The following is a 16,033-nucleotide window of genomic DNA, read 5'->3' on the forward strand; positions in this document are numbered from 1 at the left end:
AAGGTATGGGGAAAGCAACTGGTTTTATGGAATTCGAAAGACAAACGGCAAATGAACGAGATCCATTAGAAAGAATTCATGATTGGAAAGAATACTCTGCTCCTTTCTCTGATGAAGTAGCAAAAGTACAAGGAGCACGTTGTATGGATTGTGGTACACCATTCTGTCACATTGGAATGGATATTGATGGGGCAACATCAGGTTGTCCTATCTACAACCTCATCCCAGAATGGAATGATTTAGTTTATAAAGGCAAGTGGAGAGAAGCTTTAGATCGTTTAATGAAAACAAATAACTTCCCTGAATTTACAGGACGAGTCTGCCCAGCACCATGTGAAGGATCTTGTACGGTAGCGATAAATGATCCTGCGGTAACCATCAAAAATATTGAACAAAAAATAATTGATAAAGGTTTTGAAGAAGGCTGGATTACGCCGCGTGTGCCAGCACATCGTACAGGCAAGAAAGTGGCTATTATTGGATCTGGACCAGCTGGTCTAGCAGCAGCAGACCAACTAAATCAAGCTGGACATCAGGTCACGGTTTATGAACGCGCAGATCGCGCAGGGGGTCTTTTAACGTACGGAATTCCGAATATGAAATTAGATAAAGATGTGGTAGAACGCCGCGTTCAGTTACTTCGTGAAGAAGGGATTGAATTTGTTCTAAATACGGAAGTAGGTAAAGATATTTCTGCAGAAGAAATAAAGGCGAACTATGACTCTGTGATTCTTTGTACCGGTGCGCAGAAACACCGTGATCTGCCTATTGAAGGGCGTGAAGGTAAAGGTGTACGCTTTGCAATGGACTATTTAACCAGTGCAACGGAAAAAATACTAAATGAGAATGTAAAATTAGAAGAAGAATTAGATGCTAACGGGAAAGACGTCATTGTTATTGGTGGTGGAGATACTGGTGCTGATTGTATTGCAACCGCACTTCGTCAAGGTGCAAAAAGTATCGCACAGTTCGGTAAACACCCGCAGCTACCAATAAAACGTTCAGACGAGAATCAATGGCCAGCATATCCACAAGTGTTCAGCTTGGAATATGCTCATAAAGAAGCGAAAGAATACTATGGTGAAGACATTCGTCAATATTCTATCCAAACGAAGAAATTTGTCACGGATGAGAATGGCAAATTAAAAGAGCTTCACACCGTTGAGATGAAGAAAACCCGTGATGAAAATGGTATGTTTGTATTTGAGGAAATACCTGGCACAGAAAAGGTATGGCCAGCACAATTAGTTTTAATTGCAATCGGATTTGAAGGAGCAGAGCAACCAGTATTAGATGCTTTTAATGTAAAAACAGAACGTAATCGTGTAGCAGCTGAATATGGTGATTTTAGCACAAATATAGAGCATGTGTTTGCTGCCGGGGATGCACGTCGCGGTCAAAGCCTTATTGTATGGGCAATAAATGAAGGTCGTGAAGTAGCATACCATGTAGATCAGTATCTAATGGGCGAAACAGCCCTACCGTCCGTTGCAAATATGTAGATACAACCAAAAAACCTACGCAATGCGTAGGTTTTTCTTTATAATTAAATCTTATGCTTTCGCCTTTTTGAACCTTATATTACGTATGTTTGAGTAAAGGGAAGTTGTATGTTTTTAGTCGAATTAAATCCCATGAGGAGATGATTCCTAATGGTAGTTCTGCTGCAGAACCAGTTTCCGTGATGATAATTGCTTCTATTTTTTGATTTTTTTCTACGTATTCTCTAAAAATTGCTTCGATATCTATCACTGTTGAATCCTTGCTTACAATCCTCGTATTCTCCTTCCTTTTGATCTGGAATATTTCACCAATTGTCTGTTTGATTCCAAGGGATTTCTGATTGGCATTGTTTGCAAACCAGTTTGCAATATCTCCATCAGTCAAAAGTCCTGTTAATTTTTCTCCTTGGTAAATCGGATATTGAGAAAATCCCGTTTCTTGCATGCAGTCCATTAAAAGGTTAATCGGTGAGTCTAAATAAAAATATTTAACTGGCTGTGAGGCGATGGATAAGGCAGTTGGCGGTTCTGCTAAGAGAACTGCCAACTGCTCTAATTCCTCAACTACTTCCAGATGTGGTTCTGCAATATAAAAGTCCTCCTTAATTTTACGATGTACCATTGCATTACGTAGCTTACTGCATTGTTTCAATAAATCATAATAACGATTTATCAAATGATGCTTAAATTTAGCTTTTGTCAATACATCCGTAAAAGAAGCATGATTATTATGTTCTTCAGCATAATCACACAATTTATCATGTATTTGGTTAAATGCCGCTTCAAACCGTTCCGAAAGTTCATAACCCATGATATAACTCCTTTTAATTATTAGAAAATTTTCAAAATTAATGGTTGTCATAACTAGTCGTTTAGTAATAAAATATAGTCTATAGGTTATTTTGCCGAAATATTATTGAATTCATTCAAATAAGGGAGTCTTTTTTATGTCAGAGTATACAATCACTTATATTAAGAACGAAAATCCAAAAGAAAAACCAAAATCAGATCAACTTGCTTTCGGTAAATACTTCACCGATCATATGTTTATTCAAGACTATACTCCAGATAAGGGGTGGCACAACCCAAGAATTGTGCCGTATCAACCACTTGTTCTAGATCCTGCAGCTATAGTATTTCACTATGGTCAAACAGTATTTGAAGGGTTAAAAGCATATCGCACTAAAGACAATAATATTCAGTTATTCCGACCGGATAAAAATATGGAACGACTTAATCGTTCCAATGATAGATTGTGTATTCCGAAGATTGAGGAAGAATTCGCCATTAACGCAATTAAACATTTAGTGCAGATCGATCAAGAGTGGGTACCTGATGCGCCTGGAACCTCTCTTTACATTAGACCATTTATTATTTCTACTGAGCCCTATTTAGGTGTAGCTCCATCCGCCACTTATCAATTTATTGTCATTTTATCACCAGTTGGTGCGTATTACGAAGAAGGTATCAATCCTGTTAAAATTGCCGTTGAAGATCAATACGTTCGTGCGGTAAAAGGAGGTACTGGTGAAGCGAAAACAGCTGGAAATTATGCATCCAGTTTGAAAGCTCAAGAGCAAGTAGCTGACGAAGGGTATGCACAAGTATTATGGTTGGATGGTGTGGAGAAAAAATATATAGAAGAGGTCGGCAGTATGAACGTCTTCTTTAAAATAAATGGGGAAGTCGTCACACCAGAACTAAACGGAAGTATTCTTGAAGGTGTCACGAGAAACTCAGTCATCCAATTGTTGAAATATTGGGAGATACCTGTTGTTGAACGTCGGATCACGATGCAAGAGCTGTATCAGCATTATCAAAAGGGTGAACTAGAGGAAGCTTTTGGCTCTGGTACAGCAGCTGTTATATCTCCAGTAGGGGAGCTTGCTTGGGAAGGGAAAAAAATGGTCGTCAATAATGGCGAAACGGGTGAAATTGCTAAACGATTATATGATACATTGACAGGTATCCAATACGGTACAGAGAAAGACCCATTTAATTGGATTGTAAAAGTAAAATATTAATACTTGAGATTTGAGCAACTATTTCCTATAATAATATTGTATAAATAAAAAGTAATGATTAGAGCCAGTAATTAGTGTTATGGTGATCAGAGAGTGGAATTCATAGGCTGGAAAATTCCATCACCCTCTAAACTAATGAACCTACTCTATGAACTGTTAAGCATAAACTTAATCGTTACTCTGCGTTAAAGAGTTAAGGGGAACATTTGATGAATTAGTATGTTCAACCAAAGGTGGTACCGCGGAAAAAGCTCTTTTCGTCCTTTAGAATATAAGGATGAAAAGAGCTTTTTTGTTACACAAGTAGTTCAATAAGAATAAGGGTTGAGTAAGAGCATTGGTAGTGTAACTGGATTATTAGCCTTTCTACCTTTTGTATGCCGGTTGCTGATTTTGAGATTTATTACACTCTCAATCATATCAATAGCACTATAATGAATAAAGGCGTGAGATGTATAATGAAGCAGCGTGTTGTAGTTAAGATTGGAAGTAGTTCACTAACGAATAAAAATGGTGGTCTTGACCTGATAAAATTAAAAGAGCATACAGCAGCAATTGCTGCATTGAAAAGACAAAACTATGAAGTAATATTGATTTCTTCTGGTGCTGTATCTGCTGGATTTTCAGATTTAGGTTATCCAACTAGACCTGTTACGATTGCAGGCAAACAGGCTGCTGCAGCAGTAGGGCAAGGATTACTTATTCAAGCTTACACAGATGAATTTCGACATTTCAATATGGTTACAGCTCAACTTCTGTTAACGAAAGATGTGTTTAGTAATGAAACGCAGTATAGTAATGTCTATTCGACTTTGACGGAATTATTAAAGCGTGATGTAGTCCCAATTATTAATGAAAATGATACCGTGGTAATTGATGAATTAACTTTTGGCGATAATGATATGTTATCGGCACTAGTAAGTGGACTAGTACATGCAGATTACTTAATAATGTTAACGGATATAAATGGGCTTTATGACAAAAACCCTAAAACAGACCCTACTGCCCAAAAGTACCACCGTTTAAAAAGGTTATCTGCAGATATTTTGCAGCAAACGAAGCATGAATCTGGATCCAAATTCGGAACTGGAGGTATGAAATCTAAACTGCTGGCAGCAAAAACTGCGCTTTCCCTTGGAGTGAAAGTGTTTGTCGGAACAGGTGAGAGCGAGGATAAATTAATTCGTATCATGCAAAATCAAGGTGATGGCACGTATATAGGTGAAGATTTACCTAATAGTTACCGTAAACAGAAACAATGGATTGCTTTTCACTCTGACATATCAGGGAAACTACACGTTGATAAAGGAGCAAGCGAGGCAATAATGTATCAAGGAAAAAGCTTGTTGCCTGCTGGAATTAAATGGGTAGATGGTGACTTTCAAGTCGGAGCCGTAGTCGATATTATTTTTGAAGATAAAGTGATAGCAAAGGGACAAGTGAATTATTCTTCAGAAGAATTGATCAAAATTAAAGGGGAATCCAGTCAAGTTGCGATGGAACAATCTTCCAGCAAGCGACCAGAAGTGATTCATCGTGATCGACTCGTAATATCATTAGAGGAGGCATATAATTATGAGTGATTTAATCAAAAAAGCAAAGTTGGCGAACGAGACAACAGTTGCACTAGCCATTAAAACGACGGAGCAAAAAAATCAGGCTTTAAAGCTTATATCTGAGGAATTAAGAAAACAAAAAGAATATATTATTGCCGAAAATAATCGAGACATCGTATATGGTCGTGATAACGGTTTGCACGAATCATTAATTGACCGCCTTATTTTGAATGAAGAGCGAATTAGTGATATGGCAGATGCATTAATACAATTGACAGAATTAAAGGATCCAATTGGTGAGATAATGGAAGAATGGACACGTCCAAATGGCTTGAAAATCCAGAAGACACGTGTACCAATTGGTGTGGTAGGAATGATTTATGAAGCAAGACCAAATGTAACAATTGATGCTGCGAGTCTCTGTTTAAAGACAGGAAATGCCGTATTGCTGAGAGGAAGCTCATCCGCCATACATTCTAACACGGCTTTGGTCAAGGTTATTCATGATGCATTAAAACAATCTGAATTACCTGTCGATGCCGTACAGCTTGTTGAAGATACAAGCCGTGAGACTGCGTCGCAAATGTTTAAATTAAATCAATACCTCGATGTATTGATACCACGTGGAGGGAAAAAATTAATTGATACGGTAGTTGCAAATGCATCTGTACCAGTATTGGAAACAGGAGCAGGAAATTGTCATTTATTCATTGACGAAACAGCTAACAAAGAAATGGCGATCGATGTGGCAATAAACGCGAAAACTCAAAGGCCTTCTGTTTGTAATGCGATTGAAACAATTTTAGTAGAACGTAAATGGGCAGAAAATTATTTAGCTGAATTAGTGATAGCATTACAAGAAGCTGGAGTTGAAATACATGGAGACAGCATTGTGGTGTCTGCTGGAGAGAATATTATTGAGGCAACAGAAGAGGATTTTGAAACAGAATATTTAGATCATATCGTTGCAATGAAGGTAGTAGATTCTGTACAAGAAGCGATTCATCATATCAACAAATATGGTACGAATCATTCAGAATCAATTATTTCCGAAAATAATGAGAATGTTATAAACTTTATGAATCAGGTAGACGCAGCAGCTGTGTACCATAATGCATCGACTAGGTTTACGGATGGATTTGAATTTGGCTTCGGTGCAGAAATTGGTATAAGTACACAGAAATTACATGCTCGTGGTCCTATGGGATTAGAAGCTTTAACATCGACAAAATATTTATTACACGGTAATGGTCAAATGAAGTAAACTATTTTTCTTTCGATCTCATTCCTGTATAATAGGATTGGAGATAAACATTTGGTAAATAAAGGAGTATGAAAATGGCAAAAACATTAATATTTGGACACAAAAACCCAGATACCGACACAATTTGTTCAGCTATTGCATATGCTGAGCTTAAACAAGCATTAGGAGAAGATGTAGAAGCAGTACGATTAGGTGAAGTGAACAATGAAACACAATTTGCGCTAGATCATTTCAACCAATCCTCCCCTAGAATGGTGGAGAATGTTTCCGATGAAGTAGATCAGGTTATTTTAGTCGATCATAATGAGCGTCAGCAAAGTGCCAATGATCTTGATCGCGTACAAGTTTTGGAAGTAATCGATCATCATCGAATTGCCAACTTTGAAACAAAAGATCCCTTATATTATCGTGCTGAGCCAGTTGGATGTACAGCTACTATTCTGAATAAATTATATAAAGAGCACGAAGTGAATATTAAAAAGGAAACTGCCGGATTAATGCTTTCTGCAATAATATCTGATTCGCTTTTATTCAAGTCGCCAACATGTACGGATCAAGATGTTGCGGCTGCGCAAGAATTGGCGGAAATTGCAGGTGTAGATGCTGAAAAATATGGCCTTGAAATGCTAAAAGCAGGTGCTGATATCAGCGACAAATCAGCAGAAGAATTAATTTCCTTGGATGCAAAGGAATTCGATATGAACGGGAATAAAGTGGAAATCGCACAAGTAAACACTATTGAAGTGGATGATGTCCTAGCGTTACGAGACAAAATAGAGCCAGCTATTGAAAAAACAGTAGCTGATAAAGGTTTAAAACTATTTGTTTTCGTTATTACGGACATACTTAACAATGACTCTGTCGTACTTTCAGTAGGTGAGGCAGAAGATAAGGTTGCTGAGGCATTTGATGTGAAACTTGAAAACAAGACAGCTACCTTGAAAGGTGTTGTATCACGTAAGAAACAAGTAGTCCCAAATTTGCAAAATGTATTCTAAGAGATAATAATACAGAGATGTCAGACATAATAAATGCCTGGCATCTCTTTTTAAGTAGTAAAAAGAATATATAAAGGCTTGATTTAGAACTGCCTTATCGATGAATTTCCGAAACTATTTTTCTTCTAATTTGCGTAATAGAATAAGGATGATATTATCAAAGTGTTAATAGTTTCCTTAAAGGAAAGTCTTATTTTATAAAAGGAGTGGGAAAATTATGAGAATTGAATTGCTTGTTAACATTCGGACCAATAATTTTAAGGATAAGCAAATGATGGAGAAGATCCAACATATGTGGAAGGAAGTATATAGAAAATTAGAAGGAAAAAAGGATACCATTTATGGCGTTTACTATGATTACGAAAGTGACTTTATGGGTGATTATTCGTTAGGTGTTGGAATTGAAGATAAAAACGGAAGTATTCTTATTTCGAATCCAGGAGATTATCAAATATTTAAAGTCACATCGCCTGATGATGGTGGTATTTTAAAAGCATGGCAAAAGATATGGGAATTAGAGAAGTCAGGTAAGCTAGAACGTGTCTATTCTGTTGATTTTGAAAAATATCTTCCAAATGGTAATGTTGAAATACATATTGCGGTTTCAAGTGACTAAAGAAACTAAAAAAGGGATTATGAAAGAATAATATCCAACATCATAAAGCACATTAGTGAGAATTCTCTCAGCGGGTAACTATACGCCAGATTGCACCGTGATGATGACGCCGCATTCAGCTTAAACTAATATCTTTTTTCAAAAAATTCCCTCTTGTCTACTATTCTGGCTCCCGCTAAATATAAGGATGTATCGGCTATCTATCGCTAATTTTTTCTCACAGTTAATAAAGAGCTAATGAAACTTCTATTTCATAGGTATTTCTTGGATCATGCTCTTTATTGTTATTTTCTATTGTTTGACTACAATTAAATCCTTACTGATCTAGTATTCACATGATTTTTATCCGAAAACCAGGACCTCCAGACGAAATAATCTACTATTAGTGATCCATCATTTACATAAAGTGTCTTAAAATCGCTTCTAGAAGCATGAAATATGAATGGAATTTATCCATCATTTTCGTTAAAAAACAGGTACCTTATTATACCAATTAACCGCATATAATTATTATTATGTGCGATTACGATAAAATTGTAGTATCATATTGATATCAGTTTAGCTAAAAAAGGAGCCACAGCATTGAATACATCTAAAGAATATCATGCAGAATTAGAAAAGCTTATTCTTACGCATTATGAAGAAGAGTTAGATATATTACATACATACTTAGAGGATTTAGGCTATTCGGAATTCACGATTCGATCTTATTTTCATGATACAAAATTATTTTTGTTATACCTTCATCAACAACGATCAGTGAGGCTTGCGTTAGAAACAGTGTCTAAACGAGAAATTGCGACATTCCTCAGGAAACAGCATCGAAATGCTGCTAAGTCTACTCGGAACAGAAGGTTGATGGCACTTCGTACATTTTATAAATCTCTCATAAAAGCAGAATTACTTACATACAATCCTGCACAAGAAGTAGAGATGGCAAAGCAAGAAAAAGGGCGACTGCCCATCTATTTAAATGATGAAGAATTGGAGCTTTTTCTATCCTCTATTGCACCAAATGAGTATCATATTCGAAATAAATGTATATTGATGTTAATGAGTTTAGCTGGTTTAAGGGTAGCAGAAGTTCACCATTTAAACCTACAAGATATTATTCGGGATCCAAAAGAGCCAGGTATTGAAGTGCTAGGAAAGGGAAATAAAACCCGATATATTCCACTTCCTTTCCCGTTATATGAATTACTGTTAGAATATGAAAGAATGTTTCGTCCTACACCAAAAGCAAAGGATAGAAATGCTTTTTTCCTATCAAAAAGGGGAAGTCGAATTTCGAGAAGGAGAATACAGGAAATTACAGAGGAGACATTTGAACGGTTAAAACAGCAACCTGGATATGCATACTTAGAACAAAAGAAACTTTCGGCTCATAAATTGCGACATACATTCGGCACGGGAATGGTGCGAGAAGGGACAGACTTAGTGACAATCCAGCAATTAATGGGGCACACGAATTTGAATACAACACAAATTTATACCCATGTTAATAATAAACAAAAGCAACAAGCTATGAATAATAAAGATGTATCTCGATTTTTTCAATAAATCTTTTGTGAAGTCATGATACAAATATTCTAAAGAACAGGAAAGAAGTAAATGATCATAACTACAGCAGGTCGTGTAACACCTCAACTTATTCAAGCCGCCCAACGATTATCTGATATGTATAACGTCCCCTATGTAGAACGAAATGGACGATCGATCGAGACATTGAAAGGGATTCATCAAGCGGACATCATCGTTACTGGGAAGGATCGCTTATTTATTTCTCCTTTAAATGAGCATAACAAACTCTTTTTTCATCCAAATATGGCAATGATTCGGGCAAAACGACTTCTAATGAAGGAAGAAGATCCATTTGTCAGTGCAGCTAAATTAAAAAATGGTATGTCTTTATTAGATTGTACGCTGGGGTTTGCTTCTGATAGTCTTATTGCCAGTTTGGTGGTAGGCTCCAATGGATTAGTGATTGGTTTAGAAGCTAGTAAAGCTGTTTACATCGTAGTGAATGAGGGTTTAAAGACATTTAACAGTCCCATTGAAAAGATCAACCAGGCAATGAGAAGGATTAAAATCAAGCATGTTCAGCATTTGCAATATTTACAACAACAAAAATCAAATGCTTTTGATGTCGTTTATTTTGATCCAATGTTTCCTGAAGCAATTAATTCAGCAAGTGGTTTTAATCCAATTCGAGCAAATGCTCTTGGAGACGATCTAACAGCTGAAGTAATAGAAGAGGCGAAAAGAGTTGCCAGACAGCGTGTGGTTTTGAAGGATCATTGGAGAAGCGATCGCTTTGTTCGGTATGGGTTTATCCAGTTTAAACGAAAAACCTCTTTATTTCACTACGGTGTTATCGAGGTGACATAGCAATATAAAAGAATTCCACGTGATCATTCTATGATATAAAAGAAAGTAACAAAGACATAGATGAAGTGATTTTATGATTAAGAGCATTTGTCAGATTAGCCTTTTTGTAAAAGACAAAGAAGAAGCAAAAGCATTCTACACGGACAAATTAGGTTTTATTATTCGAGATGAAGAGCAGTTTACGGAAGAATGGAGTTATCTAACGGTAGCACCTTCTTTACATAGTGAGGTTGTGATTGAATTGCTTGAAGCTGTAACTACCGAAGAAAAACAGCTTGTAGGCAGACAAGCTGCAGGTCAGGTATTATTGATGTTTAAGGTGGATGACATTAACAAGACTTACTTAGATATGAAAGCAAAAGGTGTCCTTTTCTATGGCGAGCCTGTAGCAGTACCAGGAGGTATAGGTGTTGGTTTTGAAGATCTCTATGGAAACAAACTGGACTTATTTGAAGAAATGCTATCATGACGAAAAAACTACAAATCGTTGCCAATATCATCGTAAACTACTTAATTGTGGAAGTCCTAATTGAGGGGGAGTATACAGTATCCATTGCTTTAATAAAGTTTATCCTTGAATATTTGCGTTTGGACATCGTTTTTTTAACTCGGTGATAAATTCACTTCTATTCTTTGGTGAAATCTTAACGCTACCCCAAATTGCTGACTTGTAAAATAATTCAAGCGCGTTCTTAGATGATAAAATTCGATAACCAGTATATATATCGTTCGTTGGAGTAGTTTTTGTAATAGATTGATAAGGGATTTTACTCTTGAAAGGACCGCCTTTTACTAAGAGATACTCTTCATAAAAAACATACTTAATAGAAAAGGCTGTCCATAATATAAAACCTACTGAAATAATAAAGGTAGCAGACATCATAATAATGATAGATATTGATGCTTCTTTATCAATGAACGTGGGTAAAAGCGTTACACCACCTATTATTAAAACTCCTATGGATATAAAAGTTATGAAAAAACTATCTACTTTTGAATGGAAAATCATTGAATAATCACTCCTTTATTAAAGCCTACTTACGGCTAATTAATTAAAAAGGTTTCATTCTTCAATTAATCATTTTTTCCACAAACCTATTGTAACATGAACTATTACCTTAAAAACAACAAAGTTTACGAAAACAGCCTTAAGAAACTTTCCATCTTTAATAGTTGATAATGATTACGTTTTCTTATAAGATGTACGTATTAGCTATAAAGAGAGAATAATTGTGGGAGTGTAGCGAATGGTTAAGAGAATAACAGAAGTAATGCCAGATATTGCATTTGGAGGCGATTACAATCCGGAACAATGGGACGAACGTGTTTGGTTAGAAGATGCAAAGTTAATGCAGGAAGCAGGAGTAAATCTTGTTTCCGTAGCAATATTTAGCTGGTCTGTCCTGGAACGAGAAGAAGGGAAGTTTGATTTTAGTTGGTTAGATAGAGTATTGGATATTTTACATAATCACGGAGTGGGTGTATCTTTGGCGACAGCAACAGCGTCACCACCGGCATGGCTATCTAAGCAATATCCAGAGGTATTGGCCGTACAAGAGAATGGCGTACCTTATCAGATTGGTTCTCGGCAACATTATTCCCCTAATAGTAAGCGGTTTCGTTATGCGGTAAAACAAATGGTTACGGAAATGGCTAATAGATATAAGGACCATCCTGCATTAAAGATGTGGCATATTAACAATGAGTACGGCTGTCACCTGTCAGAGTGTTACAGTGATGAAAGTTTACTGGCTTTTCGTGAGTGGCTTAAAAATCGTTATCAAACTATAGAAAACCTTAATCAAAAGTGGGGAACGAACTTTTGGAGCCAACGATATAATGAGTGGGATGAAATTCAATTTCCCGTTAATTTACCTACTTTTTATAATCCGAGTCAAAAATTAGATTATAAACGGTTTATGAATGATGCAATATTAGATTTATATAAAATTGAGAAAGAGGTATTAAGGGATATTACCCCTGATGTACCAGTATTCACGAATTTTATGTATGAATTTAAACCACTGAATTATTTTCAATGGGCAAAAGAGCTGGATCTTGTTACATGGGATTCGTATCCGGATCCGAGAGAGGGGATACCTTATCGACATGCTATGCATCATGATTTAATGCGTAGTTTAAAAAAAGGACAGCCTTTTTATTTAATGGAACAGGTTACGTCGCATGTGAATTGGCGAGACATTAATCTGACAAAAAAACCTGGTGAAATGAGATTATGGAGCTATTCTACTGTTGCACGTGGTGGAGACGGAGTGATGTACTTTCAATGGCGTCAAGGAAGAGCAGGTGCAGAAAAGTTTCATGGTGCTATGGTTCCTCACTCCAATGATCCTAATAGTAGAGTTTATCAAGAAGTAAAGCAATTAGGAAATGAACTTAAACGATTGAAAGGATTAGCAGGTGCACGAGGTACTGCAAAAGTAGCGATTGTTTTTGATTGGGAAAATTGGTGGGCAGTGGAGCATGAAGGGAAACCTCATAATAAATTGTCATACTTGGATCAAGTCTATCAATATTATCGTGTATTCTATGAAAATAACATTGCTGTTGATTTCGTTGAACCAAATGGAGATTGGGAGAATTATCGATTAGTCGTAGCACCGATGTTATACATGGTACGAAATGGAGAAGAAAAGAATTTCGAGCAATTTGTGGAAAATGGAGGAATAGTAGTAGTAAGCTTTTTTAGTGGAATCGCTAATGAACTAGATCATATTCATCTAGGTGGCTACCCTGCGCCATTAAGGTCACTTTTAGGCATAACAGTGGAAGAGTTTGCCCCTATGGCTGATGATGAAACAAATACGATTGTAGCTAATGGAGAAAAATCTATCGTCCATACATGGGCTGACATCATTCAATTAGAAGGTGCGCGAGCGATCGCCACATTTAAAGAAAATTGGTATCAAGACTATCCTGCCGTCACTATTCATCGCTACGGTCAAGGTAGTTCGATTTATATTGGTACCAAGACGACTGATGATTACCTCGCTCAATTATTTAACGGTATTTTACAACAGATTGAGGTTAGTGCCCCGCTAGACGCTCCAAAAAATGTTGAAATCGTGGAGCGCGTAGCTGAGGACAAGACATACTTATTTATTCTCAACCATAATACGGATCCAGTGATGATAGATTTAAAGGAAGATGTGAACTACTGGGATTGTTTACAAGACAAGCAGGTGTCACATGCTATCACTGTTGGAAATACTGATCTAGCGATACTCGTTTACTAAAAATCACTTATTAAATGAATAAATTTATTTAATATTCTGTTTCTTTATGTTAGTATAAATCTAACAATTGAAGTAGGAAGGGTTCTTATCATGAGTACAAAAGTCAATCCAATTCAAGTGAGAGATATTATTATTGCTAATCAAGTATTAAAAGATGTTGTGGTGAAAACTCCATTGCAACGAGATCCAATTCTATCCGAAAAATATGATTGTAATGTCTATTTGAAAAGAGAAGATCTACAAGTTGTACGTTCATTTAAAATTCGTGGAGCATATAATCTGATGCAAGGCTTAACGAAAGAAGAATTAGAAAACGGTGTTGTTTGTGCCAGCGCCGGAAATCATGCACAAGGTGTTGCATATTCTTGTAAAGCACTAGGAGTAAAAGGTGTCATATTTATGCCTAGTACAACACCACGGCAAAAAGTGAACCGAGTTGAATTTTTCGGTGGTCCTTTTGTAGAAATCCGTTTAACCGGTGATACTTTTGATGATTCATTTGATCAGGCAATGGAATACTGTAATGAACACCATGCAGCGTTTATTCACCCATTTAATGACACAAGAACAATTACCGGTCAAGGCACCATCGGTTTGGAAATATTAGATAGCATGGAGGAACCAATTTCCCATATCTTTATGGCAGTTGGAGGCGGCGGATTAATTTCTGGTGTTGGTTCCTACATAAATAGTATCAGTCCAGAAACTAAAATCATTGGTGTAGAGCCAGAAGGTGCTGCTTCCATGAAAGCAGCTCTTGAAAAAAATCAAGTCGTTAAACTAGATAAGATCGATAAATTTGTTGATGGAGCAAGTGTGAAGCGTGTAGGCGATATTTCATTCGATATTGCCAAAGAATTTATCGATGATATTGCAATAGTTCCAGAAGGAAAGCTATGTACGACGTTATTAGATTTATATAATGAAAACGCGATTGTAGCGGAACCTGCAGGAGCATTGCCTGTATCTGCGCTTGATTATTACCGTGATGAAATTAAAGGGAAAAATATTGTCTGTGTTATTAGTGGCGGGAACAATGACATTGACCGAATGCAAGAATTTAAAGAACGTTCTTTAATTTATGAGGGATATAAACATTATTTTATTGTTAATTTCCCACAGCGTGCAGGAGCATTACGTGAATTTATGGATGAGGTCTTGGGTAAGAATGATGACATCACCCGTTTCGAATATACAAAGAAGAATAACCGTGATAAAGGTCCTGTTCTGGTCGGTATCGAGTTAGAGCATGCAGAAGATTACCATCAAATTATTTCACGTATGGAGAAAAAAGGGTTCACCTTCATCGAAATTAATAAAGATGAACAACTATTTCACTTATTAATTTGAGAACAGGAAGCGACTTGTCCGCTTCCTGTTCTTCACTTTATTTAGGAGATTCGGCTGTGCGCCAAAAGGAGGTGCGTGATTTGGATACTTTTTTATTTCAGGAATTAATGAAGGAAACAGAAGAAGAGCGTGCGATACTAGAAGGTAACCAAGCAGTGAATAAGAAGATTTATACCAACCTTACCTCTGATTTTGTTATTCAAAGCGAGAAGTTCCTAGAAGATAATTTAATAATGATTCGCAAGCATCCACGCTATATTGACTTTCCAAGGCACTCTCACGACTATATTGAAATGAATTATGTATTTCACGGAAAATTCCATCAAAAGGTTGCCAATGAACCGATTACTTTGAAACAAGGTGACATTTTACTCCTCAACCAATATATTGAACATGAGCTTCAAGCGTGTGAAGAAGAAGATATCATTATTAATTTTATTATCCATCCTGGCTTTTTTGATTATATTTTATCTCATTTATCGACAGGTTTCATTCAAAGTCAAATGCTTCATTTCTTGATGAATAGCATGTTCGATTATACGAAAAAAGGAGAATATTTGTATTATCCGGTTTCCGATTCTGATCGTATTCAAGATATTATGAACCAGCTGCTGAAAGAAATGATGGAAGAATCGATTTTATCGAAAACGAAGATTAAATTTTTAATGGGTTTACTTATTATTGAACTTATTGAACAAAAAAATCAAACCAATCAAAACTCTTTAAAATCAGAGCATCACGCCTTTTTAACAGAGGTCTTTCGATATATTGAAGAACATTATCAGGAAGCTAACTTACAGGCATTAGCTAATCGCGTCAATCAAACGGCTTACTGGGTAAGTAAACAAATAAAGGCTTTGACTAATCAAAATTTTAAAGATTTAGTTCAAGAAAAAAGGCTTCTCATGGCAAAGAATTTATTAGTATATAGTGATCTATCAATGCAGTCAATTGCTGAAGAAGTTGGTTACGAAAATATCAGCTATTTTTACCGGCTCTTCAAAAATAAATATGGAATGACCCCTAAGGCCTATAAAATGCAGTTAATCAAACAAGATTAACTGCATTTTTTTAATTT

At 36.3% G+C, this 16,033-nt stretch carries 14 protein-coding genes and 1 other annotated feature; of the genes, 12 read left to right on the forward strand and 2 right to left on the reverse strand.

Annotation, left to right across the window (positions count from 1 at the left end; genetic code table 11):
- Positions 1–5: 5 nt before the first annotated feature.
- Positions 6–1,502, forward strand: a complete 1,497-nt coding sequence (locus ACTNEP_RS12800) for a glutamate synthase subunit beta (RefSeq protein WP_441162410.1) — start codon at positions 6–8, stop codon at positions 1,500–1,502.
- 79 nt (positions 1,503–1,581) lie between these two features.
- On the opposite strand, the gene ACTNEP_RS12805 is transcribed toward ACTNEP_RS12800, so the two are convergent.
- Entirely contained in the window at positions 1,582–2,313 is a 732-nt protein-coding gene (locus tag ACTNEP_RS12805; protein WP_441162411.1) for a CBS domain-containing protein, read from the reverse strand.
- A gap of 136 nt (positions 2,314–2,449) precedes the next feature.
- Between ACTNEP_RS12805 and ACTNEP_RS12810 the strand changes: the two genes are divergently transcribed.
- The 8 genes from ACTNEP_RS12810 to ACTNEP_RS12845 all read left to right on the forward strand — a co-directional run bounded on the left by ACTNEP_RS12810 (position 2,450) and on the right by ACTNEP_RS12845 (position 10,817).
- Positions 2,450–3,526 (forward strand): branched-chain amino acid aminotransferase, encoded by a 1,077-nt coding sequence (locus tag ACTNEP_RS12810; protein WP_441162412.1) that lies wholly within the window; start codon positions 2,450–2,452, stop codon positions 3,524–3,526.
- 45 nt (positions 3,527–3,571) lie between these two features.
- Positions 3,572–3,794 (forward strand) — a binding site (T-box leader).
- Positions 3,795–3,981: 187 nt separating this feature from the next.
- Complete coding sequence (gene proB, locus ACTNEP_RS12815) at positions 3,982–5,109, forward strand: glutamate 5-kinase (protein WP_441162600.1); 1,128 nt, start codon at positions 3,982–3,984, stop codon at positions 5,107–5,109.
- Complete coding sequence (locus tag ACTNEP_RS12820; protein WP_441162413.1) at positions 5,102–6,346, forward strand: glutamate-5-semialdehyde dehydrogenase; 1,245 nt, start codon at positions 5,102–5,104, stop codon at positions 6,344–6,346. The genes proB and ACTNEP_RS12820 overlap by 8 nt, the downstream gene beginning before the upstream one ends.
- A 74-nt stretch (positions 6,347–6,420) precedes the next feature.
- Positions 6,421–7,344: a manganese-dependent inorganic pyrophosphatase gene (locus tag ACTNEP_RS12825; protein WP_441162414.1), complete on the forward strand. Its 924-nt coding sequence runs from the start codon at positions 6,421–6,423 to the stop codon at positions 7,342–7,344.
- 217 nt (positions 7,345–7,561) lie between these two features.
- A complete protein-coding gene (locus tag ACTNEP_RS12830) occupies positions 7,562–7,960 on the forward strand; it encodes a GyrI-like domain-containing protein (RefSeq protein WP_441162415.1) in 399 nt (132 codons plus the stop codon).
- A gap of 582 nt (positions 7,961–8,542) precedes the next feature.
- Positions 8,543–9,520, forward strand: coding sequence for a tyrosine-type recombinase/integrase (locus ACTNEP_RS12835; protein WP_441162416.1), 978 nt, complete (start codon positions 8,543–8,545; stop codon positions 9,518–9,520).
- A 51-nt stretch (positions 9,521–9,571) separates the two neighbouring features.
- Positions 9,572–10,348 carry a class I SAM-dependent methyltransferase gene (locus ACTNEP_RS12840; RefSeq protein WP_441162417.1) on the forward strand — a complete coding sequence of 259 codons (777 nt, stop codon included), beginning with the start codon at positions 9,572–9,574 and terminating at the stop codon, positions 10,346–10,348.
- Positions 10,349–10,421: 73 nt separating this feature from the next.
- Positions 10,422–10,817 (forward strand): VOC family protein, encoded by a 396-nt coding sequence (locus tag ACTNEP_RS12845; protein ID WP_441162418.1) that lies wholly within the window; start codon positions 10,422–10,424, stop codon positions 10,815–10,817.
- Between the two features lie 99 nt (positions 10,818–10,916).
- On the opposite strand, the gene ACTNEP_RS12850 is transcribed toward ACTNEP_RS12845, so the two are convergent.
- Entirely contained in the window at positions 10,917–11,357 is a 441-nt protein-coding gene (locus ACTNEP_RS12850; protein WP_441162419.1) for a PH domain-containing protein, read from the reverse strand.
- 238 nt (positions 11,358–11,595) lie between these two features.
- On the opposite strand from ACTNEP_RS12850, the gene ACTNEP_RS12855 reads away from it, so the two are divergent.
- The 3 genes from ACTNEP_RS12855 (at position 11,596) to ACTNEP_RS12865 (ending at position 16,016) form a co-directional block, all read left to right on the forward strand.
- Positions 11,596–13,605, forward strand: a complete 2,010-nt coding sequence (locus tag ACTNEP_RS12855) for a beta-galactosidase (RefSeq protein ID WP_441162420.1) — start codon at positions 11,596–11,598, stop codon at positions 13,603–13,605.
- Positions 13,606–13,695: 90 nt separating this feature from the next.
- Positions 13,696–14,955 carry a threonine ammonia-lyase IlvA gene (gene ilvA, locus ACTNEP_RS12860; protein ID WP_441162421.1) on the forward strand — a complete coding sequence of 420 codons (1,260 nt, stop codon included), beginning with the start codon at positions 13,696–13,698 and terminating at the stop codon, positions 14,953–14,955.
- 56 nt (positions 14,956–15,011) lie between these two features.
- Entirely contained in the window at positions 15,012–16,016 is a 1,005-nt protein-coding gene (locus ACTNEP_RS12865; protein ID WP_441162422.1) for an AraC family transcriptional regulator, read from the forward strand.
- The last annotated feature ends 17 nt before the right edge of the window (positions 16,017–16,033 follow it).

The organism is Gracilibacillus sp. HCP3S3_G5_2 (assembly GCF_052063305.1).
GTDB lineage: Bacteria > Bacillota > Bacilli > Bacillales > Amphibacillaceae > Gracilibacillus.